The organism is Paeniglutamicibacter sp. MACA_103 (assembly GCF_045798555.1).
Lineage (GTDB): Bacteria > Actinomycetota > Actinomycetes > Actinomycetales > Micrococcaceae > Paeniglutamicibacter.
In genome coordinates this window covers 1-23223 of record NZ_JBIXLN010000004.1, presented here as the reverse complement: position 1 = coordinate 23223, position 23223 = coordinate 1, and the positions used below count along the sequence as shown (strand labels likewise).

General features: G+C 66.3%; 25 protein-coding genes and 1 tRNA gene. 13 read left to right on the top strand and 13 right to left on the bottom strand.

All coding sequences use genetic code 11. The annotated features are described in order from the left end of the window. The first annotated feature begins 11 nt into the window (after nucleotides 1-11). Complete coding sequence (locus tag ACIPVK_RS02835; protein ID WP_407610472.1) at nucleotides 12-326, top strand: DMT family transporter; 315 nt, start codon at nucleotides 12-14, stop codon at nucleotides 324-326. Here the strand turns inward: ACIPVK_RS02835 and ACIPVK_RS02830 are convergent. Then, nucleotides 323-574: a cell division protein CrgA gene (locus ACIPVK_RS02830; protein WP_407610471.1), complete on the bottom strand. Its 252-nt coding sequence runs from the start codon at nucleotides 572-574 to the stop codon at nucleotides 323-325. The genes ACIPVK_RS02835 and ACIPVK_RS02830 overlap by 4 nt on opposite strands. Nucleotides 575-755: 181 nt before the next feature. Between ACIPVK_RS02830 and ACIPVK_RS02825 the strand changes: the two genes are divergently transcribed. From ACIPVK_RS02825 to ACIPVK_RS02815, 3 genes are read left to right on the top strand one after another with little or no spacing between them, the layout of a single operon-like run. Further along, on the top strand, nucleotides 756-1517 hold the full coding sequence (locus ACIPVK_RS02825; RefSeq protein ID WP_407610470.1) for a class E sortase: 762 nt from the start codon (nucleotides 756-758) through the stop codon (nucleotides 1515-1517). A gap of 11 nt (nucleotides 1518-1528) precedes the next feature. Next, on the top strand, nucleotides 1529-1696 hold the full coding sequence (locus ACIPVK_RS02820) for a hypothetical protein (RefSeq protein WP_407610469.1): 168 nt from the start codon (nucleotides 1529-1531) through the stop codon (nucleotides 1694-1696). Then, nucleotides 1693-2337, top strand: a complete 645-nt coding sequence (locus tag ACIPVK_RS02815) for an anthranilate synthase component II (protein WP_407610468.1) — start codon at nucleotides 1693-1695, stop codon at nucleotides 2335-2337. The genes ACIPVK_RS02820 and ACIPVK_RS02815 overlap by 4 nt, the downstream gene beginning before the upstream one ends. Nucleotides 2338-2428: 91 nt before the next feature. Here the strand turns inward: ACIPVK_RS02815 and pknB are convergent, their stop codons facing one another. Genes pknB through ACIPVK_RS02780 form a run of 7 tightly spaced genes read right to left on the bottom strand, consistent with a single transcriptional unit; the run spans nucleotide 2429 to nucleotide 11623 of the window. Continuing rightward, a complete protein-coding gene (pknB, locus tag ACIPVK_RS02810; protein ID WP_407610467.1) occupies nucleotides 2429-4408 on the bottom strand; it encodes a Stk1 family PASTA domain-containing Ser/Thr kinase in 1980 nt (659 codons plus the stop codon). Nucleotides 4409-4425: 17 nt separating this feature from the next. After that, on the bottom strand, nucleotides 4426-6126 hold the full coding sequence (locus tag ACIPVK_RS02805; protein WP_407610466.1) for a protein kinase domain-containing protein: 1701 nt from the start codon (nucleotides 6124-6126) through the stop codon (nucleotides 4426-4428). Then, entirely contained in the window at nucleotides 6123-7574 is a 1452-nt protein-coding gene (locus tag ACIPVK_RS02800; RefSeq protein ID WP_407610465.1) for a penicillin-binding transpeptidase domain-containing protein, read from the bottom strand. The genes ACIPVK_RS02805 and ACIPVK_RS02800 overlap by 4 nt, the downstream gene beginning before the upstream one ends. After that, on the bottom strand, nucleotides 7571-8977 hold the full coding sequence (locus ACIPVK_RS02795) for an FtsW/RodA/SpoVE family cell cycle protein (protein ID WP_407610464.1): 1407 nt from the start codon (nucleotides 8975-8977) through the stop codon (nucleotides 7571-7573). The genes ACIPVK_RS02800 and ACIPVK_RS02795 overlap by 4 nt, the downstream gene beginning before the upstream one ends. After that, nucleotides 8974-10395, bottom strand: coding sequence for a PP2C family protein-serine/threonine phosphatase (locus ACIPVK_RS02790; RefSeq protein ID WP_407610463.1), 1422 nt, complete (start codon nucleotides 10393-10395; stop codon nucleotides 8974-8976). Before ACIPVK_RS02790 ends, ACIPVK_RS02795 begins: the two co-directional genes overlap by 4 nt. Nucleotides 10396-10397: 2 nt before the next feature. Next, a complete protein-coding gene (locus ACIPVK_RS02785) occupies nucleotides 10398-10880 on the bottom strand; it encodes an FHA domain-containing protein (RefSeq protein WP_407610462.1) in 483 nt (160 codons plus the stop codon). Beyond that, on the bottom strand, nucleotides 10877-11623 hold the full coding sequence (locus ACIPVK_RS02780) for an FhaA domain-containing protein (protein WP_407610461.1): 747 nt from the start codon (nucleotides 11621-11623) through the stop codon (nucleotides 10877-10879). Before ACIPVK_RS02780 ends, ACIPVK_RS02785 begins: the two co-directional genes overlap by 4 nt. Nucleotides 11624-11904: 281 nt before the next feature. Here ACIPVK_RS02780 and ACIPVK_RS02775 point away from each other — a divergent pair. Further along, nucleotides 11905-11988: transfer RNA gene (locus ACIPVK_RS02775), tRNA-Leu, on the top strand. Between the two features lie 181 nt (nucleotides 11989-12169). On the opposite strand, the gene aqpZ is transcribed toward ACIPVK_RS02775, so the two are convergent. After that, a complete protein-coding gene (aqpZ, locus tag ACIPVK_RS02770; protein ID WP_407610460.1) occupies nucleotides 12170-12988 on the bottom strand; it encodes an aquaporin Z in 819 nt (272 codons plus the stop codon). A 265-nt stretch (nucleotides 12989-13253) separates the two neighbouring features. Between aqpZ and ACIPVK_RS02765 the strand changes: the two genes are divergently transcribed. Both ACIPVK_RS02765 and ACIPVK_RS02760 read left to right on the top strand, forming a co-directional pair. Then, complete coding sequence (locus ACIPVK_RS02765; RefSeq protein WP_407610459.1) at nucleotides 13254-13952, top strand: dienelactone hydrolase family protein; 699 nt, start codon at nucleotides 13254-13256, stop codon at nucleotides 13950-13952. Between the two features lie 60 nt (nucleotides 13953-14012). After that, nucleotides 14013-14444 (top strand): universal stress protein, encoded by a 432-nt coding sequence (locus tag ACIPVK_RS02760; RefSeq protein WP_264271022.1) that lies wholly within the window; start codon nucleotides 14013-14015, stop codon nucleotides 14442-14444. A gap of 27 nt (nucleotides 14445-14471) precedes the next feature. Here ACIPVK_RS02760 and ACIPVK_RS02755 read toward each other — a convergent pair whose 3' ends face one another. After that, complete coding sequence (locus ACIPVK_RS02755) at nucleotides 14472-14858, bottom strand: DUF5997 family protein (RefSeq protein WP_407610458.1); 387 nt, start codon at nucleotides 14856-14858, stop codon at nucleotides 14472-14474. 29 nt (nucleotides 14859-14887) lie between these two features. On the opposite strand from ACIPVK_RS02755, the gene ACIPVK_RS02750 reads away from it, so the two are divergent. The 6 genes from ACIPVK_RS02750 to ACIPVK_RS02725 all read left to right on the top strand — a co-directional run bounded on the left by ACIPVK_RS02750 (nucleotide 14888) and on the right by ACIPVK_RS02725 (nucleotide 20095). Further along, nucleotides 14888-15640: a substrate-binding domain-containing protein gene (locus tag ACIPVK_RS02750; RefSeq protein WP_407610457.1), complete on the top strand. Its 753-nt coding sequence runs from the start codon at nucleotides 14888-14890 to the stop codon at nucleotides 15638-15640. A 123-nt stretch (nucleotides 15641-15763) separates the two neighbouring features. Continuing rightward, complete coding sequence (locus ACIPVK_RS02745; protein ID WP_407610456.1) at nucleotides 15764-16573, top strand: enoyl-CoA hydratase/isomerase family protein; 810 nt, start codon at nucleotides 15764-15766, stop codon at nucleotides 16571-16573. Next, nucleotides 16573-17445, top strand: coding sequence for an alpha/beta hydrolase (locus ACIPVK_RS02740; protein WP_407610455.1), 873 nt, complete (start codon nucleotides 16573-16575; stop codon nucleotides 17443-17445). The genes ACIPVK_RS02745 and ACIPVK_RS02740 overlap by 1 nt, the downstream gene beginning before the upstream one ends. Nucleotides 17446-17455: 10 nt before the next feature. Further along, entirely contained in the window at nucleotides 17456-18367 is a 912-nt protein-coding gene (locus ACIPVK_RS02735; RefSeq protein ID WP_407610454.1) for a carbohydrate kinase family protein, read from the top strand. A gap of 15 nt (nucleotides 18368-18382) precedes the next feature. After that, nucleotides 18383-19213 carry an HAD family hydrolase gene (locus tag ACIPVK_RS02730; RefSeq protein WP_407610453.1) on the top strand — a complete coding sequence of 277 codons (831 nt, stop codon included), beginning with the start codon at nucleotides 18383-18385 and terminating at the stop codon, nucleotides 19211-19213. Nucleotides 19214-19261: 48 nt separating this feature from the next. Continuing rightward, the gene (locus ACIPVK_RS02725) at nucleotides 19262-20095 is read left to right on the top strand and encodes a glycerophosphodiester phosphodiesterase (RefSeq protein WP_407610452.1); all 834 of its coding nucleotides are present in this window, start codon (nucleotides 19262-19264) and stop codon (nucleotides 20093-20095) included. A gap of 24 nt (nucleotides 20096-20119) precedes the next feature. Here ACIPVK_RS02725 and ACIPVK_RS02720 read toward each other — a convergent pair whose 3' ends face one another. The 3 genes from ACIPVK_RS02720 to ACIPVK_RS02710 form a co-directional block, all read right to left on the bottom strand. After that, nucleotides 20120-21112, bottom strand: a complete 993-nt coding sequence (locus ACIPVK_RS02720; protein ID WP_407610451.1) for a hypothetical protein — start codon at nucleotides 21110-21112, stop codon at nucleotides 20120-20122. Between the two features lie 82 nt (nucleotides 21113-21194). Further along, nucleotides 21195-22142, bottom strand: coding sequence for a carbohydrate ABC transporter permease (locus ACIPVK_RS02715; RefSeq protein ID WP_407610450.1), 948 nt, complete (start codon nucleotides 22140-22142; stop codon nucleotides 21195-21197). After that, a complete protein-coding gene (locus ACIPVK_RS02710; protein ID WP_407610449.1) occupies nucleotides 22142-23221 on the bottom strand; it encodes a carbohydrate ABC transporter permease in 1080 nt (359 codons plus the stop codon). Before ACIPVK_RS02710 ends, ACIPVK_RS02715 begins: the two co-directional genes overlap by 1 nt. Nucleotides 23222-23223: the final 2 nt, after the last annotated feature.

The window sequence follows — 23223 nt, the reverse complement described above, 5'->3', positions numbered from 1 at the left end:
GTGCTTACGACTTGTCGTGGATAGTACTTATCGTCTCAGGCCTATTTGAGGCCGTCTGGGCCATCGCGCTGGGGGCCTCGGAGGGATTTACCAAGCTCGTCCCCACCGTGATTTTTGGGGCGGGGCTAATCATCAGCATGGCCGGACTGGCCTGGGCCATGAAGGAGATCCCCACGGGAACCGCCTATGCGGTCTGGGTGGGAATCGGGGCAAGCCTTGCGGTGGTCTACGGCATGGCCTTTGGCGGCGAGACCATCAGCTTGATCAAGGTCGTGCTGATCATCGGGCTGGTGGGCTGCATCGTCGGGCTGAAAGCCGTGGGCTAGCGCCAGCCCGTGGTCATGAAGAAGCCAACCATGGCCAATCCAAAGCCGATGACGATGTTCCATCCGCCGATGTCCGGGATCGGGAGCAGGGTCTGGGAAATGTAGTAGACCATGATCCAGACCAGGCCGAGGATCATCAGGCCAAACATGACCGGCTTGTACCACTTGGGCAACGGCTTGTCGTAGGTCTGCGCGTGGCTGCCATCCTGCGGCTTGCGGTTTTTCCGACGTGTCTTGGATTCAGGCACTGCTGCTCCTTGAGTCTTCAGGCGCCGGCACGATCCAACGAGTACGTGTCCGAACGGTAGGCTGGTAAGTGGGTGTCGGCTGGAACTTCCTCCCGCCAACACGCTTACATCCAATACTATCCGCTCAAACTGGACACCACCGGGTTTCACGGTGCTCCAAGTGACAGTTAGGGAAGTTCGCATGACACGATCCGCATTGCGGACGCGGGCCAAGGCTACGACCGGCCAGCGCCTATTGGGCGGATTCGGTGAAATCCTCATCACGCTTGGAATAGTCCTGCTGCTCTTTGTCGGCTGGGAACTGTGGTGGACCAACATCGATGCCGGCCGCACGCAATCACAGGTGACCTCCGAATTTGCCCAGGGCCTCAACGTCGGGGGACCCGATGCCCCGAACTCGCAGGCGGGACCGGACGAGGATTTCGGCCCAGCCCCGACCACCACGATCCCCGGCGGGGAAACCTTCGGGATCTTCTACATCCCGCGGTTCGGGAAGGACTTCGCCCACCCGGTGACCAACGGCGTCGGCATGGATGTGCTGAACTCGGTGGGCATCGGCCACTATCCCGAAACACAGGAGCCGGGTGAGCCGGGAAACTTTGCCGTTGCGGCCCACCGGCAGACGCACGGCCAGGTGTTCTGGAACATCGACAAGTTCCAGGACGGGGACAAGATCTACCTGCAGACACGCGAGGGGTTCTACACCTATGAGTGGCGCGACACCGAGATCGTTGACCCCTCGCAGAGCGAGGTGCTCCTGCCGGTTCCGCACCAGCCGGGGGTCGAGCCGACGGCCTCCATGCTGACCATGACCAGCTGCCATCCGCCCTTCACCACCCGGATGCGCATCATCGCGTATGCCGAACTGGAGTCCTGGCGTCCCGCCGATGCCGGTCCCCCGCAGGAAATCGCCGACCTGGTGACCAAGACGATGGAAAACTAGGAACACGACACATGTATGCATGGATCTTCTCCCATCTCCCCGGACCGCTGTGGTTCCGCGTCATCCTGGCGGTGGCGCTGATAGCGTGCGCCGTATTATTGCTCATGACCTATGTCTTCCCCTGGCTGAGCCAATACAGCCCGTGGACCGAATCAACGATTGGCCTGATGCTGCTGTGAGCACCCCCAAGATCCTGGTGATCGACAACTACGACAGTTTCGTCTACACCCTGGTTGGCTACCTGCAAGAGCTGGGCGCCGAAACCACCGTGATACGCAACGACGACCTGTCCCTGGCCGAGGTCATCGAACTGGCCGAGGCACGCGACGGCGTCCTGGTTTCCCCCGGCCCCGGCACCCCTGCGGAAGCCGGCGTCTGCATCGAGACCATCAAGTGGTGCGGCGAGCACCGGAAGCCGATGCTCGGGGTCTGCCTGGGCCACCAGGCGCTGGCCGAGGCCTATGGCGGGGTTGTCACGCACGCGCAGGAGCTCATGCACGGCAAGACCTCCCCGGTTCTCCACACCGGGCACCCGATCTTCGCCCACATCCCCAGCCCGTTCACCGCCACCCGCTACCATTCGCTGGCGGCCGTGCGCTCCAGCATTCCCGCTTCCCTGGCGATCACCGCGGAGACGGAAAACGGCGTGATCATGGGTCTGGCCCACCGCGACGCTCCCCTGTGGGGCGTGCAGTTCCACCCCGAATCGGTCCTCACCGAAGGCGGATACCAAATGCTGGGGAACTGGCTTGAATCCCTGGGCCTGGCCGGCGCCGCGGAGCATGCGGCAACGCTGAGCCCGCTGATCCGCGAGGCCTGAACCTATCTAACGCGGAGGGGCCCTGACACCGAAGAACTTTGGTGTCAGGGCCCCTCGGCACTCTCGCCGCATTTGGGTGGCAGCCGCCCGGCTACGGGTTTGGCACCGGCAATACCGGTAGCTGAAGGCCAGGCTCCTTGCCCTTCCCCGATTTGTCTGTCGGCGCGGGAGATGGGGTGGTCCCGGTGGACTCCGGCGGGGCGCTGGGGGCTTCCGTGGCGGTGTCAGTCGGTGTCGGTGTCGGTGTCGGCGACGGTTCCTCGGGCTTCACGGCAACCGTGACGGTGACGGTGCCGCCCTGCGGGGTCGTGGTTCCGCTAGGCGGATCCTGGTTGATGATCGTGCCCGGTTCAGCCACGGCACTTGGTTCCTCAACCGTTTTGATCCCCAGTCCCACCTCGGGGTCCTCAAGAAGCTTCGTGGCCTCGGGGACCGTGAGATTAATGAGCTGCGGAACATTGACCATCCCGGTGGAGAGGACCAAATCGATCTTGGTGCCGACCTTGACCTTTTTGCCAAGCTTCGGTTCCGTGTTCACCAGCCAGTCGGTGGGAATCGAGGGGTGGTTGACCCGGGAAACGGTTCCAATCTCGAACCCCAGGTCCTGCAGCGTCTGACGTGCACCCACTTCGGACTGCCCGGAAAGGCTCTCCGGCAAGACGCGGGCCTCAGGTCCCTTGGAAACCATCAGCCGTACCGTGGTGCCCTTGCGGACTTCCCGGGGAGCGGCCGGATCCGACTCGACCACCAGGCCTGTCGCGATCTTGTCGTCGAAGACCGACTCGACCCTGGGCACCAATTGCAGCTGCGTGAGGGTTGCCTCGGCTTTCGCCTGGGTCATTTCCTTCAAGGTGGGGATGGCGACGGGGGCGTTGCGTTCTGCCTCTGCGCGCATCCAGTTGTAGAAGAGGAGGCCGGAAACCACCAAGGCAAGGGCCAGCACCAGCGAAACCGCCACGGTCCAGTTGCGCTTTGACTTGGCGCGGTGCTCGTTGAGCTCGCGTTGGAGGTTTTGTTCCCAGATCGGAGGTGCTTCCCAGCGGGAATCCCCCGCTACCGGTTCAAGGTATCCGGTCTGGTTGACGGGCACCGCCGCGGTGCTGTCGGGGGTCGACGGCGAAAAGGCTGCGGCAGGCGCCGCAAACGGGGCGACCGCCGACAGATGCCCGGAGTTTGCCTGGGCGCGTGGCAGCGGTGCCGTGAGCTCCTCCGCTGGCAGGGCAATGCCGCTGCGGGCATTGGAAAGCGCCGTCGCGAACGCTGCGGCATCGGCGTAGCGGTCCTCGCGGTCCTTGGCCAGGGCCTTGAGCACCACGGCGTCAAAGATCGGGTCCAGCGCCTGCACCAACGTGCTCGGGGCCGGGGCATACTCCCCCACGTGCTGGTAGGCGACCGAGACCGGCGAATCCCCGGTGAAGGGCGGCCGTCCGGTGAACAGTTCGTAAAGCAGGCAGCCGGTGGAATACAGGTCGGTGCGGGCATCGACGGCCTCGCCGCGGGCCTGCTCCGGAGAGAGGTACTGGGCGGTGCCCACCACGGTCTGCGTCTGGGTCATGGTGCTGGCCGAATCGGCCAGGGCCCGGGCAATGCCGAAGTCCATGACCTTCAGGGCGCCGCGTTCGGTGACCATGATGTTCGCCGGCTTGATGTCGCGGTGCACGATTCCCATGGAATGCGAGTGCTCCAACGCCTCGAGCACCCCGAGCACGTACTCGATGGCCAGATCGCGGGTCACCTCGCCGGACTTGAGCAGGTCGCGCAGGGTGCGTCCGCGGACGTACTCCATCACGATGAAGGGAAGTTCCACGGTTGAACCGGAAAACTCCTGCTCTTCCTCGCCGGTGTCGAAGACGGAGACGATATTGGGGTGGTTGAGACCGGCCACCGCCTTGGCCTCGCGCCGGAAGCGCGCCTGCACCATGGGGTCGCGTGCCATCTCGGCACGCAGGAGCTTGATGGCGACCTTGCGCCCCAAGACCTGGTCGACGCCCAGGTGCACGTCGGCCATTCCGCCGCGCCCAATGAGCTCGCCCACGACGTAGCGGCCGTTGAGAATTCGTTCCTCGGTCACTGTGAAAACACCATCATCTATTCGGTCGCCGAGGGCGAGCCGCTGGTCTTGGATGCACCGGCGTCCGCCGATGATTCCGTGGTCTCGGTTGTCGGCGTGGTGCTCTCCGTAGGCGTTGTCGGTGTCTCGCTTGGGGTTTCGGTCGGCGTGGGTGTCGGTGTAGGCGTCGGCTCGGCCGGGCCCAGCGACAGGATGTAGGTGATGGTGGTACCAGGTTCAACCTTCACGCCGACGCGCGGGCTCTGGTCAATCACGGTGCCGGCTACACGGTCGCTCTCCTGGGCTTCGCCTTCGTTGGGCGTCAGACCCAACTCGCGCAGGGCTGCCGCAGCCTGTTCCCCATCCATGCTAAAGAGGTTGGGAACGGCCACCGTCGTGACGGTGGGAGTGCTCGACCGCGTGGGCGTAGGTGTCGGTGTAGGCGTCGGGGTGGGCGTCTCCGACGGGGTTTCCGAGGTCGCCTCGCTGCTTTGTGTAGTGGCGATGGTGGGGGTCGGGCTGGTTTCCGGCGAGTTGTGGGCGGTGAGCAGCGGATACAACCAGGCACCGAGGATTGCAAGGACCACCAAGGCGATCAGGGCAATCAGCGGCGCGGTCCAGGGGTTGCGCTTCTTCTGCGGGGTGCGGCGGTCGGCAACCTCAGACTCGTAGTCGCCAACGGGTTCCTCTTCCCAGCTCTGCGAGGCGCCCATGAAGGAATCGAAGCTCTTGTCGTCCGCACCCTGCGAGGGAACCTGCGGCAGGGCATTGGTGGCTGGCGGTGCCGCCGGCTGGTCCGCAGGGGGCATTGCAACGGTCTCATTGCCCCGGGTGATCGGGGCATGGTTGATGGCCTGGGTGGCGGCATCGGATCCTGAAAAGAGCAGCATCCCGGGCACGGCAAGCGTTGCCGTTTCGGGGTTTCCGGCGCGGATGGCGTCGGCGGCGGTGGCCAGTGCCTCGGCGTTGGCCGGGCGGTCGGACGGGTCCTTGGCCAGCATCGACATCACCAGCGAGCGGACGGGCACCGGGATCGTCTCCGGCAGCGGCGGCGGGGTGTCGTTGACCTGGGCCAGAGCGATGGCGATCTGCGATTCGCCGGTGAACGGGCGGCGCCCTGCAAGCAACTCGTAGCCGATCACGCCCAGGGCGTAGATGTCCGAGCTGCCCGTGGCCTGCTGGCCGGTGGCCTGCTCGGGGGCGAGGTACTGGGCGGTTCCCATGACCTGGCCGGTGGCCGTGAGCGGGACCTGGTCGGCGATGCGGGCAATGCCGAAGTCGGTGATCTTGACGCGTCCGTCGGGCAGCATCAACAGGTTGCCCGGCTTCACGTCGCGGTGCACCAGGCCCTGGACGTGGGCGGCCGCGAGCGCCTTGGCGGTCTGCGAAATGATCGACAGGGTGCGGTCCGGGGAGAGCACGCGTTCGCGTTCGATGATGGTCGACAGGGGCTGGCCCGGAACCAGTTCCATGACCAGGTAGGCGGAGCCCTCCTCCTCGCCGTAGTCGAAGACGCTCGCGATGCCGTTGTGGTTCAGCAGGGCCGTGTGGCGGGCCTCGACCCGGAAACGTTGGAGGAAGCCGGGATCGCCGGTGTACTCCTCCTTGAGGATCTTGATAGCCACCAGGCGGCCAAGGACCTGATCCCTGGCCCTCCACACCTCACCCATGCCACCAATGGCAATACGGTCGGTCAGCTTGTATCGACCGCCCAGGGTGATACCGGAAATTGGCCTCACTGGTTGAACACCGCCTCTAGAATCTTCTTCAGGTTGGGACTGGTCAACGAGGAACCAGTCTTGAAATCAATCTCTTCAAACACGATCGTCACCGCGACCTGCGGGTCGTCCGCCGGGGCGAACCCGGTGATCCAGGAATTCACCAGGTCCTCTTCGGTGTTTTGGACCACCGAGGTGCCGGTCTTCGCGGCGATGTCCAGACCCGGTACCTGTGCCCGGACCGCCGTGCCCTTCTTGACCGGGCCGCGCATCAGGTCGGTGACCTGGTCGGCGACCTCCTTGCTGGTCGCGGTGCTGAATTCCTTGGGCTTGCTCTCCGCAAGCACCCGGAGGTCGGGGGCAATGACCTGCTTGACCAGGTTCGGCTGCATGATCACCCCGTCGTTGGCGATGCCCATGGCGGCCATGTTCATCTGCATGGCCGTGGCCCGCACATCGCGCTCGCCAATCACCGACTGGCCGAGCGCCGCCGGGTCGAGGCCCGGGGGGAAGACGCTGGGGACCACGCGCATCGGGATCTCAACCTGCTGGCCGAAGCCGAAGCGCTCGGTGACGTCCTCGAACGGTTCCCTGCCCAGGTCCTCGCTGATGCCCACGAAGGGGGTGTTGCAGCTTTGCGCCACGATGTCCGCGAACGTTGCCTCGGGGATCGCCGCGCAATTGCCGCCGTAGAAGTTGCGCAGGGGCGTCTTGGTTCCCGGCAGCATCACGCTCGAGGGGTTCTTCAGGACCGTGTCGGCGGTGTACTTCCCGGATTCCAGGGCCGCGACCATGTCGAAGATCTTGAACGTCGATCCGGGGGCCGTGAGGTTGCCGATGGCCGGGTTCCGGTACGGGCTCAGGCCCTTGACCTCCAGCAGCTCCTTCATGTTGGCCGCCGCTTGGCTGGAGCTGTGCACCGCCAGCTTGTTGGTGTCGTAGCTGGGCTTGGACGCCATGGCCAGGATGTTTCCGGTCTTGGGCTCGGAAACGATGATGGTCCCGCGGGTTCCGTCCGGAATCAGGCCGTAGATGTATTTCTGCAGCTCGCCGTCGATGGTGAGCTCGACCGAGGCACCCTCGTTGGCCTTGCCGGAGAACAGGTTGACCACGCGGTCGAAGAACTGGTTCTGGCTCTGGCCGGTCAATTCGTCGTTCATCTCGGATTCGAGCTGTGTTGAACCGTTGGACAACGAATAGAAGCCGGTCAAGTGGGAATAGAGCTCGGGATCGGTGTAGACGCGCTGGTACTTGAACTGTCCCTCCGAGGGCTTGGACTCGGCAATGGGCTTGCCGTCGACCAGGATGGCCCCGCGGGGAAGATCGAACTCACGGAACAGCTTCCGGTTGTTCAGCGCATTCTCGTTGAGGTTCTCCGAGGCCAGGAACTGGACGTAGCTCAGCGCGCCAAGGCTCAACACGAACAGGAGCATCACGGCGATCCAGGTGTTGCGAATGGCTTGGTTCATCGCTTGGTCTCCTTTAGCGACTCAAGGAGGCCCGGGGAACGGCGGGGCGCCTTGGTGGCCACCTCTGCCGTGGCCGAGACGCCGGAGAGCATGGGGCGGCGTGAATTGTGCGAAATCAGCAGCAGCAAGGCGACGATGATCCAGTTCGAGAGCAGGGACGAGCCGCCGGCGGCCATGAACGGCGTGGTCAGCCCCGTCAGCGGGATCAGGCGCGTGACTCCGCCGATCACCACGAAGCACTGCAGCCCAATGGTGAAGGAAAGCCCGGTGGCCAGCAGTTTGCCGAAGGTGTCGCGGGATCCCAGGGCGGCACGCATGCCGCGGCTGACAAGGATCAAGTAGAGCAGGACGATGGCGCTCAGGCCGATGAGGCCGAGTTCCTCGCCGAGCGAGGCAACGATCATGTCGCTGTTGGCCAGCGGCACCATGTAGGGGCTGCCGTTGCCCAGGCCCGTGCCCATCAGGCCGCCGTTGGCGAGCCCGAAGAGTCCCTCGACGATCTGCCGGCTACCGCCGCTGGCGTGGTAGATGTCGGGGTCGAAGGCGTTGAGCCAGCCGTCGATGCGCCGGGTTACGTGGCTCATGGTCAGGTAGGCAAAGGTGCCGCCGCCGACCAGCATCAGGGTTCCGATGACGATCCAGCTCACTCGCGCCGTGGCGACGTAGATCATGACCATGAACAGGCCGAAGAAGAGGATGGAGGAGCCGAGGTCGCGCTGGACGACCAACACGCCGATGCTCACCAGCCAGGCGACGACCATGGGGCCGAGGTCCCGTGCGCGGGGAAGCTGCAGGGGGCCGATCTTCCGGCCCGCAAGCAGGATCAGCTCGCGGTTTGAGGACAAATAGCCGGCGAAGAATATAGCCAGGGTGATCTTGGCCAGTTCGCCGGGCTGGAAGGACAAGCCAAAGAAATGCACCCAGATTCGGGCGCCGTTCAGCACCACGCCGACCTTGGGGATCAGCGGCAGCAGCAGCAACAGCACCGAGACCGCCAGGGCGATGTAGGTGAAGCGGCGCAGCACGCGGTGGTCGCGGATGGCCCACAGCGTCACGCAGGCAACGGCCATCGCCACCCCGGTCCAGAGGATCTGGCGGAAGGCCTGGTCGTCGTTGCGTGCCAGGTCGATCCGGTGGATCATGGCCAGGCCGATGCCGTTGAGGGCAACCGTGACGGGAAGTATCACCGGATCGGCATATTTAGCCCAAATGCGCAGGATGACATGGAAGACCAAGGCCAGCCCTGCCAGGAACAGGCCCTGGGTGATGAATTCCCGACTCGGTCCGTCGTCGCTGTTGATGCCTACGAGGTAGTAGGCACCCATGGCGACCGCCAACGCCAGAAGGAGCAACAGCAATTCCATGTTGCGGCGGGGTACGGGTGCGGTTTCCAGCTCGCTCACGGTCTGATCTCCTGGCAGTAAGGGGGCAGGATCGGAAGTGTCCCGGCCTCGCCCGGGTTTTCCGGAACGATCACGGGGCATCGTTGCTTGGCCGTCACCAAAAGTTCCCCGACCATGGTCTGGGCATGGGCCAGGTCCCGGGCCGGAAGGGCGGAATCAATGCGCTGCTGCGTGTACTGGGGAAGGGCGTCCATGGGAATCTCGGTCACCGTGTCCACGTGCGAGAGCTTCAATGGACCCAGGTCTTGTGAAACGCCCTTGAAGATTGCCACGCGGCCGTCCTGGTTGCCCACGAAATACTGGGTCTGCGTCCACAGATAGCCCCAGACGCAGACCGCGGCAAGGATCAGGGCCATGAGCGCCAGGAACGTCGGGACTAGCCAGCGCCGGGGCCTGCGGTCCAGGGCCGCAAATTCGTCTTGTTCCGCCGATGCCTGCGCTGCGGGAGTCTTGTGTGTGAGTATCGCCGCGGCTCGTTTTTCGCCCGAGCGTTGGGTGACGACCGGGATCTTGCCGGTCTGCGTGGCCAGTTCGGCCGCGCCGACCAAGAGGTGCGGGCGCTTGGACATCTCGTGGCGGATCAGCGCGGCGCTGGCCTCGAGGTCGCCTCCGGCGGCAATGGTCAGCTGCCCGGTGTCGGGGGCCGGTTCGCCGGCCGGGACGTCGTCAACGGCCGGCAGCGGCTCGTCGGCGCCGTCGTCCTCGACGACCTCAAAGACGACGATGGTCACGTTGTCGGGGGAGCCGTGGGCCAACGTCGTCTCGACGAGGTCCTCGACCGTCTCCTCGAGGGAGGCGGTGCCGCGCATGATTCGTTCGGTGATGGAATCGGGCACCACGGCATTCAGGCCGTCGGAGCAGAGCATCCAACGTTCCCCGGCCTCGACCGGGTACTGGTTGACGTCAAGTTCGGGGCTGGCATCGGAATCGCCCAGCACGCGCAACAGCACGTTCTTGTGGGGGTGCAGCTCCGCTTCCTCGGGGCGCAGGCGACCCTCGTCGACCAGGCGCTGGACAAATGTATGGTCGTGGCTGATCTGCTCGAACACGCCGTTTTTCAGGCGGTAGGCCCGTGAATCGCCGATGTGCGCAAATTGCAGCACGTCGCCGGTCAACAGCATGGCGGTGACGGTGGTGCCCATTCCCGAAAGCTTGGGATTGGCGTTCACCAGTTCGTTCAGGACAAGGTTTGCGGCCTGGATTTCATCGGGCAGCACCGTTTCCGCGTCGGGAGTCTCGGGGACATCCAGGTGGACGAGGTCCAGCACGGTGGAGGCGCTGGCGACATCGCCGCCGACGTGCCCGCCCATGCCGTCGGCCACCACGGCCAGGTAGCGTCCCGCGTAGGCGGAGTCGTCATTCTTGGACCGGACCTTGCCGACATCGCTTCGCGCCGCAAACTTCAGCATCAACGCCATGTCTAGGGCCTCAACTCCATGACCGTCTTGCCGATCCGGATCTTCTGGCCGAGTTCGACCGGCTGGGCACGGGTGAGCTGGGCTTCACCCAGGAACGTGCCATTGGTCGAACCCAAATCCTCGATGAACCAACGGGTTCCCTGGGGGAACAGGCGTGCGTGGCGGCCGGAGGCGTAGTCGTCCTCAAGCACGATGGTTGCCTCCTGGGCGCGGCCCAGCAGGACCGGGCCGGCCGTGAGCTGGTGCTCAAGGCCGGTCAGCGGACCCTCCAGGATCGCCAGCGTCTTTGCCTGCTGCTTGGCGGGGGCCTCCGGCGGCGATGCCAGTGAGGGGTCCTTGCGGATTTCCCGGGCGGACGGGCCGCCAACACGGGCCCTGCCGCCGATGGCCAGATCGCGCCGAAGCGCACCGATGATGCTCAAGACGAGCAGCCAGAGCAAAATGAGAAATCCGAGCCGCAGCACGGTGAACACGAGGTCGTTCACGCACGGTCTCCTTGAGATTGGGGGAGGAGCCTGAAGACGATGCGCGTTTGGCCCATGGCGATGTTGGAGCCGTCATGCAGCTCGGTTTCGCCGACGATTTTCTGGCCATTGACGAAACTCCCGTTGGTGGAGCCCAAGTCAACGGCCCAGGTCGTGGTGCCACGCTGCTCGATCTTCAAGTGCCGGCGTGAAACGCCGGCATCTTCAATGGGGATGTCGGTCTCCGCCGAACGCCCCAGGACGATGGTGGGATGGTTCAAGGCATAGCGCTGGCCGGCAATGTCGAGCACCGGCTTCGTCTTGGACACCCCGCGCGGAGGTGCGGGCGGGGCCGGCGGTGCGACGGGGGAGTTCCGCACTTCGGCTGCCGAGGCTTCCGAGAAAGTGGCGTCGATCTCAAAGCCTCCCGGCTTGAGTTCGCTGTCCTTGCGAAAGTTCACCTCGACGGCGCCCTGCAGGGTGTAGCCCTGGCTCTTGGCGTGGTCCAGGGCTGTAGTGCACAGCTCCCTGGCCAACGGGGCGCCCCATTCCCGGGCCCTGGCAAAATCATTGTCCGCAAGGCGGATGGTGAAGAGGTTCGGCGCCAGGGTGCGGGCCTGAGAAATGGTCAGCGACTTCGCATCCATCTGGTTGCGCAGGCGTGAAGCGATCTCCACGGGCTTGACCTCGGAGCTGCCGGAGCCGCGGAAGACGCTGGTGACAAGCTTTTCAAGTCCGCGCTCAACATTGTCGATGAGGCCCATCGCGTCGCTCCCTTCCTGGTTCTAACGCGTGTTGTTCCACGGTTAGTGGCATTGCGGTGCAGGGCGTGGATGCCTTGCGCCTTGTTCGATACTACTTGGCTTGAAATTCATGTGGGTCGAAATGTGGTGAAAGTGGCCCTCAGTTCCCCAACGAACGGACGGGGGCAATGGTTGCCCCAACGTGGCTCTGATCACAAAGACGCCGTGGATTAGTGGATCCGGGCAACCTGTGTATATGATTGATCTCGCTGTTGAAGTCATCGACGAAAACAGCAGTGAATGCGCGAATGGCGGAATTGGTAGACGCGCTGGCTTCAGGTGCCAGTGCTCGCAAGGGCGTGGGGGTTCAAGTCCCCCTTCGCGCACATATGAGAAAGAACCCCCGGTCCCTGGACCGGGGGTTTTTCGTCGATTGCGTTGCCCGGTGAGTCCATTGCCGGGCTTGATGCCCCCAGACGCCCCGCGACCCCGTCCGTGGCAATCCGCGAAGGCCCAACGGGCCCGGATCGGGATTTCCTCGTCAGGGGCGTGAATCCGGCGCGGAACCTACTTGGCCTCGCTTCCGGCCCCGGCCTCGGCCGCGGTTGCGTCCTCCGACAGCGTCGGATCCGGCTCGTCTTCCTCGGCCTGCAGGGCGGATTCGATCAGCGGGGAGGCGAACAGCAGGGGATAGGTCATGCCGGCAATGGCGGCCCCAATCAACGGCGCAACGATGAACAACCACACCTGACCCAGCGCTTCCGGCCCGGCAAACCATGCCACACCCAGGGAGCGGGCCGGGTTCACGGAGGTGTTGGTGATCGGAATGGACACCAGATGGATCAGGGTCAGGGTGAGCCCGATGGAAATACCGGCAAATCCCTTGGGCGCCCGCTCGTCGGTGGAACCGAGGATGACGTAGAGGAACACCGCGGTCAGGATGATTTCCACCAGCAAGGCGGCAAGCAGGCCGTAGCCGTCGGGGGAACGGTCTGCGTAGCCGTTGGTTGCGAAGCCGGAGGCGACCGGATCAAAGCCGTGTTTGCCGCTGGCAATGGCAAAGAGGGCCAGGCCCGCCACCGAGGCGCCGGCAACCTGGGTGATCATGTAGGCGGGGACGGCCTTCCATTCGACGCGTCCGGCCAACGCGGCACCGAAGGTCACCGCCGGGTTGAAATGCCCACCGGAGATGTGGCCGACTGCATAGACCATGACCAGGACCGTCAGGCCGAAGGCGAGCGCCACTCCGAGGAACCCGATCCCCATGTTGATGGTGTTCGATGCGACGACCTTGGCCGAGAATATGGCAGCTCCACACCCTCCAAATACGAGTACGCCGGTACCGAGAAACTCGGCTGCCAAACGCGATGACATGGGATGGGACATTTTGGCTCCAAACTGAATAGCGAACGGTTTTGACACCTAACCGTAGACCGGGGGAGGCGTCGCGGTCACTACCCGCTTGGAAAATCCGTCACGTGAAAGGGAAAATTCATCGCGATTCCATGGTTTGTGTGTCCGGTGGCAAAACGCCGATGTGAGGAAACCATCGGTGGTTCATGGCGAGGAGCCCCATGGCCGTGCATAGACTGGAAGGCATTCGAGCTTTTCCACCGGCGAAGAAGCATGTAGGACAGGAGCAATCGGAAGCATGGCGTCCAAGACACCGCACCAGAACGTCTCATTTCCCTCCGAAGGACAGAGCGCACACGGATACCTCGCGTTGCCCGAAGGCGGCAAGGGTGCCGGTGTCATCGTCATCCAGGAATGGTGGGGATTGACCGACCACATCCGCGACGTGGCCGACCGCTTGGCGGCAGAGGGCTTCGTTGCCCTGGCGCCGGATCTCTTCGGCGGCTCGGTGGCCCACGACGGGGCGGAAGCCGCCGAGATGATGGCGAAGCTTCCCGAGGAGCTCGGGGCAAAGCTGCTGGCGGGCGCCGTCGACTACCTGCAGGACCTGGATGCCGTCACCGGCGCCACCGTGGGAACCATCGGGTTCTGCATGGGTGGCGGCTTCGTGCTTGCGCTTGCGGCGCAGCAGGGGGAGAAGATCTCCGCAGCCGTTCCCTTCTATGGGGTGGGCCAAGGCGTGCCGCAGGGGTATTCGGGGGTGCGTGCCAAGATCCAGGGGCACTACGCCAACGAGGACACTTCCTACCCGGTGGCGAAGGCGTACGCCCAGGAGGCGCAGATCCGTGAGGAATCCGGTACCGAGGTCACGTTCCACTACTACGACGCCCCGCACGCCTTCCACAACGATGCGAACCCGTCGGGGAACTACCGTCCCGAGGCTGCGCGCCTGGCGTGGGACAGGTCGGTTGACTTCCTGCGGCAGAATATTTCCTAGACAGTTTTCCCACCCAACCCCGGCCGCCGCAGGTGGCCACACCAAAAGGAGCGTCAGAACATGGCAGAAACCATCATCGTCGGTGTTGACGGCAGCGAAACCGCACAGCGGGCCGCCGAACGCGCGGCACGCATCGCCACCAGCATGGATGCCGAACTGGTCGTCGTGACCGCCCACACCTCGGACAACACCGAAGTCGTGAAGATCGGCACCGACACCTGGATCCTTGACGACGCGGAGCAGGCCGGAAAGGTCGCCGAGCAGTGCGCGGCCGGGCTGCGCATCACCGAGCCGACCGCCAAGATCACCGCGGCCGCGGCGCACGGCAAGCCGCAGGAAGTGCTGGTCGCCGAGGCCGAGCGCCTGAACGCCACCCTGATCGTGGTCGGCAACGTCGGCATGAAGGGCCTGGGCCGCGTGCTCGGCTCCGTGGCCACCTCCGTGGCACACGCGGCACCGTGCGACGTCTACATCGTCAAGACCGTCAAGTAATACTCTGCGGCCCTGATTCTTCTGTGGTTAGCTGCGGTCGCCCTTGGCGGCCGCAGCATCACGGACACGCTTTTCCTCTGCACGGACGGCGGCCAGCGAGGCACGCTCCTCCTGCAGCCACTGCGGGCGATCTGCCAGCAGTGCCTCGATTTCCTCGGTGGTCAGCGCCTCGGTGATTTCCGCACGCGCCAGGCCGGAAATCGACACATTCAGCTTGTGCGCCACGACCGGGCGCGGGTGCGGGCCGTTGGCCCGCAATTCCTCAAGCCACGCCGGCGGGTTGGCCAGCATTTCGTCGAGCTCGGCCCGGGACACCGGACCCTCCTGGAACTCGGCCGGAGCTGCGGGCAGGTAGATGCCCAATTTCTTTGCGGCAGTCGCCGGCTTCATGTTCTGTGGGGTTTTCTCGCTCATGTGAACAAGCGTACCGGTACGCTGGGGTGGTGACAGGACTAAAAATCGCCTATGTACCGGGTGTCACGCCCGGCAAATGGCTGAGCCGGTGGAACGAACGCTATCCACAAAACCCCTTGCTGGCCCTGCGCTACGACGGAGGGGAGATCCTGGCGCGCCTGCCGAACGGGGAGTCGGACGCCGTCTTTGTCCGCTTCGCGGCAGGAACATCGCCCAAGACCCCCGCGATCCACGTGATTCCGCTCTATGAAGAGCAACAGGTCGTCTGCGCGCCCAAGGACCACGACATCGAGCTTCACGACGAGCCCGTGCCCCTCGACGAGCTCAAGGGCGAGAACTTCCTGGACCTTGCCGACTACCCCGAATCCGTCGGCGGCACCGCGATGGCCATGGAGGTGTGCTCCTCGGGCGCCGGACTGTTGGTCCTGCCGTTGGGCGTGGCGCGCCTCCACAGCCGCAAGGACGTCGTGCACAAGGAATTGTCCGGGGTCCCGGATACCGTCATCGGCATCGCCTGGCTGGCCCCGGAGGGCGACGACCCCACCGATCCGGTGCTCGAGGAATTCATCGGGGTGGTGCGCGGACGCGGGGAAAACTCCTCCCGGCAGGCATCGGTGGCCCAGAAGCAGCAGGAGCAGGCCGTCGAAGCGCGCAAGAAGCGGCAGATCGCCGACACCGCGGCGGCCAAGAACGCCAAGGAAGCCAAGAAGAAGTCCGCACGCTCGGGCCGGCCCGGCGCCAAGCGCGGGACGAAGCCCGCCTCCCGGGGCCGCAAGCGCTGATTCGCCCGCCCGTGCCCACCCGGGCCCGGGGCCGGGCTGGACCCGTTTCTCCTGCGCGCCAACCCGGAGGCGATGGGCAAACATGAGACGCTGGTCTCAAAAGCCAATCACAAGGGAGTGCACATGGATTTCGGGACCTACGAGACTTTGCTCGTCGAGCAGCGCGGCGAGGCGTTGGTCGTGACCATCAACCAGCCCGCGTCGATGAACGCGCTGGCCGCGGCCGTGGTCGAGGACCTCCACGCCCTCACCGGCGTGCTGGCGGGCATCGGCACCGACGCCCGGTGGCAGGTGCGCGGAATCATCGTCACCGGGGCCGGGGACAAGTCCTTCGTGGCCGGGGCAAACATCGTGGAGATGAATTCCATGGATCCCGAGGCCGCGCTGGCCTACGGGCGGCGCATGCACGAGGTCACGCTGCGCCTGGAGGCGCTGCCGGTTCCCGTGATCGCCGCGGTGAACGGCTTTGCCCTGGGCGGCGGCTGCGAGCTGGCCATGGCGTGCGACTTCCTCTACGCCTCCGCGAACGCCAGCTTCGGACAGCCGGAGGTCAACCTCGGGCTGGTTCCCGGCTTCGGCGGCTCCGTGCGCCTGCAGCAGCGCGTGGGCGTCGGCATGGCCCGCGAACTGATCTACACCGGCCGGCGCATCAAGGCCGCCGAGGCCCTGCGCATCGGACTGGTGAACCGGGTGCTTGAGGACAACGCGGCCCTGCTTGCGGCCGCCGAGGAAACCATCGCGGAAATCGCGACCAAGGCCCCGACCGCGGTTGCCAACGTGAAGGGCGCCCTCAACGAGATCGCCGGGCTGAACGTGGTCGACGGGCTCGAGGCCGAGGCCCGCTCCTTCGTCAAGGCCTTCGGGACCGAGGACTCGGTCGTGGGACGCGCGGCCTTCGTGGCCAAGGCGTCCCCGGAGTTCCCGGGACGCTAGTGGCGGGCACAGCACGCCCCGTGCGGCACGACTACGGGGAACACCCGAGCCAGTATGCCGAATTGTGGGTTCCCGGGACCCGGCTGCACGAGGTGGTCGCCGTCATCGTGCACGGCGGCTTCTGGCGGCAAACCTACGGTGCCGAGCTGGGCCGCCCGCTGGCCGCCGACCTGGCCGCTCGCGGCATCGTGGCGTGGAACCTGGAATACCGGCGCACCGCCGGGGGAGACGGCGGCTACCCCGGGACCTTCCTGGACATCGCCGCGGGGATCGACGCCCTGGATGCGGCGCTGGCCGCGGCCGGGCTCTCCGACGGCCCGCGCATCGCGATCGGGCATTCGGCCGGCGGACACCTGGCGCTCTGGGCCGCGGGGCGCTCCCTGCTTCCCACCGGGGCGCCGGGCGCGCTGCCCGACGGAGGCCGCTCCCTGGACGGGGTCGTTTCGCAGGCCGGCGTGCTGGACCTGGCCCTGGCCCACCGGTTGGGCCTGAGCGATGACGCCGCCGGGACGTTGATGGGGTGTTCCCCGAAAACCGGCCCCGTGCAGTGGGCCATTGCCGATCCCGCGGCCCGGCCCCTGCCCCAGGCGCCGCTGGTGATGCTGCACGGGCGCACCGACGCCGATGTGCCGGTTGACCTGGCCCGGTCCTTTGCCGCCCGGGCGCGGGAAGCCGGGTCGAACGTCGACTACCGCGAATTCGACGGGGACCACTACGGGCTGATCACCCCGGGGGACCCGGCGTGGGAGGCCACCGTGGCGGCCCTGCTGGAACTCGGCGGCGGCGCTGCGCGGGGCGAGCAGTCTCACAAACTGCCGGTACACCGGCTACCGACCGGTATATTGAAGTCGTCACCCCCCGAAAAACGATGAGGAGCCCGATGTGCTGACGGTCATAGGCGAGGCCCTGGTCGATGTGCTTTCCGGCGGGATCAGCGCGCCGCGTTCCTTCGTCGGCGGCAGCCCGCTGAACGTCGCGGTGGGCCTGGCCAAGCTGGGACACCCGGTGACCTTCATCGGACGCTGGGGGCACGACGAATACGGGAAGATGATCCGGCACGCGCTGGATTCGAACAACGTGCTGCACATCGCCGGCCCCGACGAACACCCGACCTCCACGGCGCGCGGCATCCTGGATCCCGTGGGCGCCGCCAGCTACACCTTCGACGTGCATTGGGACCTGCCGGAGCTGCCGGCCGACACCCCCGCGCTGGCCGAGGCCCAGCTGGTGCACACCGGCTCGCTGGCCACGCTGGTGGAACCGGGCGCGTCCAAGGTGCTGCGCCTCATCGAGGCGGCCCGCCCGCACGCAACCATCACCTACGACCCGAACATCCGCCCCTCGCTGGTCACCGACCACGGTGCGGCGGTCGCCAACGTCGAACGCTTCGTGGCGCTTGCCGACGTGGTGAGGGCCTCGGACTCCGACCTTGAATGGCTCTACCCGCACCGCAGCGTCGAGGACACCGCCGCGGCCTGGCTGGCCTCCGGGCCGGCAATGGTCGTGGCCACCTACGGCTCGGCCGGACCCTGGGGGCTGGTGAAGGCAGGGACCGCACGCACCCAGGCGCCCGTCGTCGATGTCGCCGACACCGTGGGCGCCGGGGACTCGTTCATCTCGGCGATGATTTCCGCCCTCGAGGTCCGCGGCCTGCTGGGCAGCGCGCGGCGCGAGGCCCTGCACAAGCTGGACACCGCCACGCTCGCCGAGGTCCTTGACTACGCGGCCCGGGCCGCCGCCATCACGGTCTCGCGGCCCGGCGCCAACCCGCCGGCCCGAAACGAAATTTCCTAGCAGGGCGCGAGGGACATGGAAGTGCGGTTGGTCGCCAGCGACCTGGACGGAACCATCATTCGCGCGGACGGGACGATTTCCCCGCGCACCATCGAGGCATTCAGGCACGCCCGCGAGGCCGGAATGCACATCGTGTTCGTCACCGGGCGCCCGGTGCGCTGGCTCGAACCGATCCGTACGGCCTTCGGCCACCTGGGCGCGGTGATCTGCTCCAACGGGGCGGTGCTCTACGACCTGGAGACCGAGCGGCTGCTGGGCGCCGAAACCATCGAACCGGACCTGCTCATCGAGGCCAGGCGCATCATCCTGCGCGCCGAACCGGGTGCCACCTTCGCCGCGGAGACCACCCGCGGCCTGCACCTGGAACCCGGCTTTGCCGATAGCGCCGAGACCGCCAGGCTGGACACCGTCAACACCCTTGACCTGCGCTCCGCGGCGCTGCGCGAGGAGGGAGTGGTGAAGTTCCTGGCCAAGTCCCGCACCCGGAACTCCGACGACTTCATGGCGGCCGTCGCGCAGGACCTGGGGCACCTGGTGTCGGTGACCCACTCCGCGTTCGACGTCTCGCTGCTGGAAATGGCGCACGTGGACGTCAACAAGTCGGTGGCCCTCGCCGCCTACGCCGCGGACCTGGGCATCGACCCGGGAGAGGTCGTGGCGTTCGGGGACATGCCCAACGACCTGCAGATGCTGGCCTGGGCCGGGCACGGATACGCGATGGCCTCCGGGCACCGCTCGGCGCTGGACGCCGCCGCCTACCGGGCGCCGGGGGTCGAGGACGACGGGGTCGCCTGCATCCTGGAAGGCATCCTTGCCGCCCACGGGCAGCTGCCCGGGGACCGCTAGCCAGGGAACGGCGGGATCCCCTCGATCCGCACCGAGGAAGGGGAGAAGATGGACACCGCACGGGTCGGCACCGCACGCTACCTGCTCAACACCGCGGGCTCCGCGCTGGCGGGCTCCCCGCTGGCGTTCGCCCACCGCGGGTTCGCGCCCGACGGCGCGGAGAACACGCTGAAGGCCTTCGCCGCCGCACACGAGCTGGGCTTCGCCTACCTGGAGACCGACGTCCGCGCCACGCAGGACGGGGTGCTGGTGGTGTTCCACGACGAGGACCTGTTCCGGCTCACCGGGGACCGGCGCAAGGTGGCGGACTGCACCGCCGCCGAACTCTCCGCCCTGCGGGTCAAGGGCGAGCCCATTCCCGCTTTTGACCAGCTGCTTCGCGCCTTTCCGCGCGCGCACTTCAACGTCGATGTCAAGGATGCCCGATCCGCCGCGCTGCTGGCCGATGCCATCGCGCGCCACGGTGCGCACGAGCGGGTGCTGGTGGCGTCCTTCAGCGGGCGGCGCCGGCGCACCGTCCAGCGCCTGCTGGCCGGCGGCCGGGCCCCGGGGCCGCGGATCGCAGCCAGCCCCGGCGTACCGGGGGTGGGCTTGGCGGTGCTGCTGGGCGCCCTGGCCCCGCTGCCGCGTGCCCTGTTCCGGCGGGTCGATGTGCTGCAGGTCCCCGAACGGCGCGGGCCCATCCGCGTGGTGACGCAAAGGTTCCTCGACCATGCCCACGCCGCCGGGCTGCAGGTCCACGTGTGGGTCGTCAACGACGAGCCAGCCATGCACCGGCTGCTGGAGATGGGGGTCGACGGGATCATGAGCGACCGCGCCGACGTGCTGGCCCGTGTCATGAAGGAACGCGGCACCTGGCCGCAAGCCCGGCAGGAGCGCTGAAGGCCGCACGGCGTGCGGCCGGGCTCAGGCGCTGGCGGTCGCCAGGGACGCGAGCGGCTCGAGCACCTTCGGGGCCCAGCGGCGCAGCGCCGGCTCGTCGGCATCGGCCAGCAATTGCAGCCAGGTCTCGTGGGTGTGCAGCGGGGAGATCCGCAGGGCCGGTGCCACCAGCTCGTAGAGCTCGTCCGGGGACCCGTAGTCGTCCCACGCCGACAGGTAGGCGCCGATGGCGGCCATGATCCGCGGGTCGTCGGCCGGGGAGCGGAAATCGATCCGCATCCTCTCAATGGGCCGGGCCAGCGAGGCAAAGGGGTGTGCCCAGTGCGCGTCCCCCAGGTTCAGGATCCGCGGCGCGGTCTGCCCGTCGGTGGGCGCAAACACCCGGCGGCGGTCGAAGGAGCCGTGTTCCAGGCTCAGCGGGATCGGCCCGGCGATAAGCTGTGCGCAGGCCTCCTCGATGTCCTTGTAGGCGGAGAAGGCGTGGTCGGCGTCGCGCGCCGGAATGCCCAGCGGGTGTTCGGCGGGCAGCGAGGCGTGCAGCGTGAGCGCGTTGTTGAACTCCTCGGGGATCCACGCGGGGTCCTGGATCTGCAGGCCGGCGTCGAAGAGGGCCTCCTCGGAGTCCACCACCTCGCGCTGCAGGGTGCCGAGGGCACCGAGCGCCCGCGCCCAGAGTTCGGGGGTGGTGGCCAGCTCGTCGAGCGTCGCACCGTAGTCGGGGGAGAGCATCCAGCCGCGTTCCGGGTCGATGGCCAGGGGCATGACCAACCTGTCCGGGGCCAGGGTCGCGGCGGCCGCCGTCACCGGCGGCTCAAAAAGCTGGCCGGGCGCCACTGCCTTGAAGAAGAGCGTCCCGGCGTCCGTGGGAACGCGCAGGTGCTTCGCGCGGATCGACGAAGATGCGTCCTGAAGTGTACCTATGCGCTTGAGGGAATATGCCTCGCAGGCCATGTCCACCCACGCGAGCACCTCGGCACGCCAGCCGTCATCCATCCATGTCTTAATCCACTGAGCCACGTCAACCATCCTAGCCAGTGAAGCGTCGGCTTTCCTGTGAGGCCCTGCCCCGGGGGCCGGTGCGGGCGCCCGCGCGGCCTTCCTAGCCCTTGGCGGATCCGGCCATGAGCCCGCGCACGAAGTAGCGCTGCAGGGCGAAGAACACCGCAAGCGGCACGATGATCGCCAGGAAGGCACCGGCGGTGAGCAGGTGCCAGTCCTGCCCGCGGCTGCCGGTGATCTCCGCCAGCAGCTTGGTGATCGGGGCGACCGGCCCGTCGGCGAAGATCAACGCCACCAGCAGGTCGTTCCAGACCCAGAGGAACTGGAAGATGGAGAATGCGGCGATGGCCGGGGCCGTGAGCGGCAGCACGATGCGGAAGAAGATCTGCCCGTGGCTGGCCCCGTCCACCCGGGCCGCCTCGATGATCTCGTTGGGGATCTCGGCAATGAAGTTGTGCAGCAGGAAGATCGCCAGCGGCAGCGCGAAGATCGTGTGGGCGATCCACACCTGCGCGTATCCGGCCTGGCCGAACGCCCCGATGACCGGGTAGCCGAAAAGCTCCCCGGCGGCGAAGAGCCGCAGCATCGGTACCAGCGCCATCTGGATGGGCACGATCTGCAAGGCAAAGACCAAGATGAAGAGCAGGTCCTTGCCGGGGAAACGCATCCAGGCGAATCCGTAGGCCGCCAGGGTGGCCAGCACCAGCGGGATCACCGTGGCCGGCAGGGTGATCGCGATGGAGTTGAGGAACGACCCCGCCATGGTCAGCTGGGAGTTGCCGGCCTGCAACACCGAGGTGTAGTTCTCGGTGGTGAATCCGGGGTTTTCAAAGATCGTCCACCAGCCGGTGGTGCGCACCAGCTGCGCCGGCCGGAAAGAGGAGACCAGCAGGCCGATGGTGGGGATGGTCCACAGAGCGGCAATCACCAGCGCCGCGAGCGTGGCCCAGCGGCTGGTCAGCCGGGATTTTGCCAGCGAGACGGGCCGGCGCCGCCGGGCAGCCCCGGCGGCCGTTTCGAGGGGCAGTGGCTTGGCTACCGTGGACATCAGCGCATCTCCCTTTGCAATTTGATCTGCCGGGCGTTGTAGATGACGATGGGCATCACCATGACGAAGAGGATGACGGCGAACGCCGCGGAACGGCCGGCCTCGAAGTTGCGGAACTGGGTGTACATCTCATTGGCGATCACCGAGGTTTCGTTGGCACCGGCGGTCATGGTGCGCACGATGTCGAAGACCTTCAGCGAGGCGATCGAGATGGTGGTCAGCACGACCACCAGCGTGGAGCGGATGCCCGGCAGCGTGACGTTGGCGAAGCGCTGCCATGCAGTGGCTCCGTCCAGCTCGGCGGCCTCCAGTTGCTCGATGGGCACCGCCTTGATCGCCGCGGAGAGGAGCACCATGGCGAAGCCGGTCTGCACCCAGATCAGCACGACAATCAGCGCCACGGTGTTCCACGGCTCGTTCTGCAGGAACTGCACCGGTTCCCCGCCGAAGGTGACGATCAGCTGGTTCAGCAGGCCGATCTGGTCGGCATCGGCGGGCCGCGCGGTGTAGACGAAGCGCCAGATGATCGATGCCCCGACGAACGAGATCGCCATCGGCATGAAAACCAGGATCTTGAAGAACTTCTCGCCGCGGGACTTGTCGACGAACACCGCATAGGCCAGGCCGGCAATAGTGGAGACCGCCGGGGCGATCAGCACCCAGAGAACGGTGTTGAGCACCGTGCGGATGCCGGCCGGCTGGGTGAAGATCCAGGCAAAGTTCTCCAGCCCCACGAATTCGGTGCCGCGCGAGTTCATGAACGAGGCGATGGTGGTCTGGATGGTCGGGATGACCAGCCCCACCGCCAGCAGGATCAGCGCGGGGGAGAGGAACCCGAAGAGTGCGAAGAGGTAGCCGGTCCCGTGCCGCGAGCGAAGGTCGAACCAGAAAAGCAGCAGGCCCAGGAACCCGGCGGCGATGATGGCCCAGGTGTAGGAATCCAGGATCGCGACCATTGCCAGCGGGAACACGACGCAGGCCGCGGCGCGGATCAGGGTGTATTTGCGCCCGCGTCGCGGCGCCAGTTCGATGAGGAAGAGCAGCAGAAGGACCACGGCAAGGAACACCCCGATGACGATGG

Excerpts from the sequence above, each read along its gene's own strand:
- ACIPVK_RS02825 (WP_407610470.1), top strand. The coding sequence starts at position 756 with ATGACACGATCCGCATTGCGGACGCGGGCCAAGGCTACGACCGGCCAG.
- ACIPVK_RS02820 (WP_407610469.1), top strand. The coding sequence starts at position 1,529 with ATGTATGCATGGATCTTCTCCCATCTCCCCGGACCGCTGTGGTTCCGC.
- ACIPVK_RS02800 (WP_407610465.1), bottom strand. The coding sequence starts at position 7,574 with ATGAACCAAGCCATTCGCAACACCTGGATCGCCGTGATGCTCCTGTTC.
- ACIPVK_RS02790 (WP_407610463.1), bottom strand. The coding sequence starts at position 10,395 with ATGGCGTTGATGCTGAAGTTTGCGGCGCGAAGCGATGTCGGCAAGGTC.
- ACIPVK_RS02780 (WP_407610461.1), bottom strand. The coding sequence starts at position 11,623 with ATGGGCCTCATCGACAATGTTGAGCGCGGACTTGAAAAGCTTGTCACC.
- aqpZ (WP_407610460.1), bottom strand. The coding sequence starts at position 12,988 with ATGTCCCATCCCATGTCATCGCGTTTGGCAGCCGAGTTTCTCGGTACC.
- ACIPVK_RS02765 (WP_407610459.1), top strand. The coding sequence starts at position 13,254 with ATGGCGTCCAAGACACCGCACCAGAACGTCTCATTTCCCTCCGAAGGA.
- ACIPVK_RS02760 (WP_264271022.1), top strand. The coding sequence starts at position 14,013 with ATGGCAGAAACCATCATCGTCGGTGTTGACGGCAGCGAAACCGCACAG.
- ACIPVK_RS02755 (WP_407610458.1), bottom strand. The coding sequence starts at position 14,858 with ATGAGCGAGAAAACCCCACAGAACATGAAGCCGGCGACTGCCGCAAAG.
- ACIPVK_RS02745 (WP_407610456.1), top strand. The coding sequence starts at position 15,764 with ATGGATTTCGGGACCTACGAGACTTTGCTCGTCGAGCAGCGCGGCGAG.
- ACIPVK_RS02730 (WP_407610453.1), top strand. The coding sequence starts at position 18,383 with ATGGAAGTGCGGTTGGTCGCCAGCGACCTGGACGGAACCATCATTCGC.
- ACIPVK_RS02725 (WP_407610452.1), top strand. The coding sequence starts at position 19,262 with ATGGACACCGCACGGGTCGGCACCGCACGCTACCTGCTCAACACCGCG.
- ACIPVK_RS02715 (WP_407610450.1), bottom strand. The coding sequence starts at position 22,142 with ATGTCCACGGTAGCCAAGCCACTGCCCCTCGAAACGGCCGCCGGGGCT.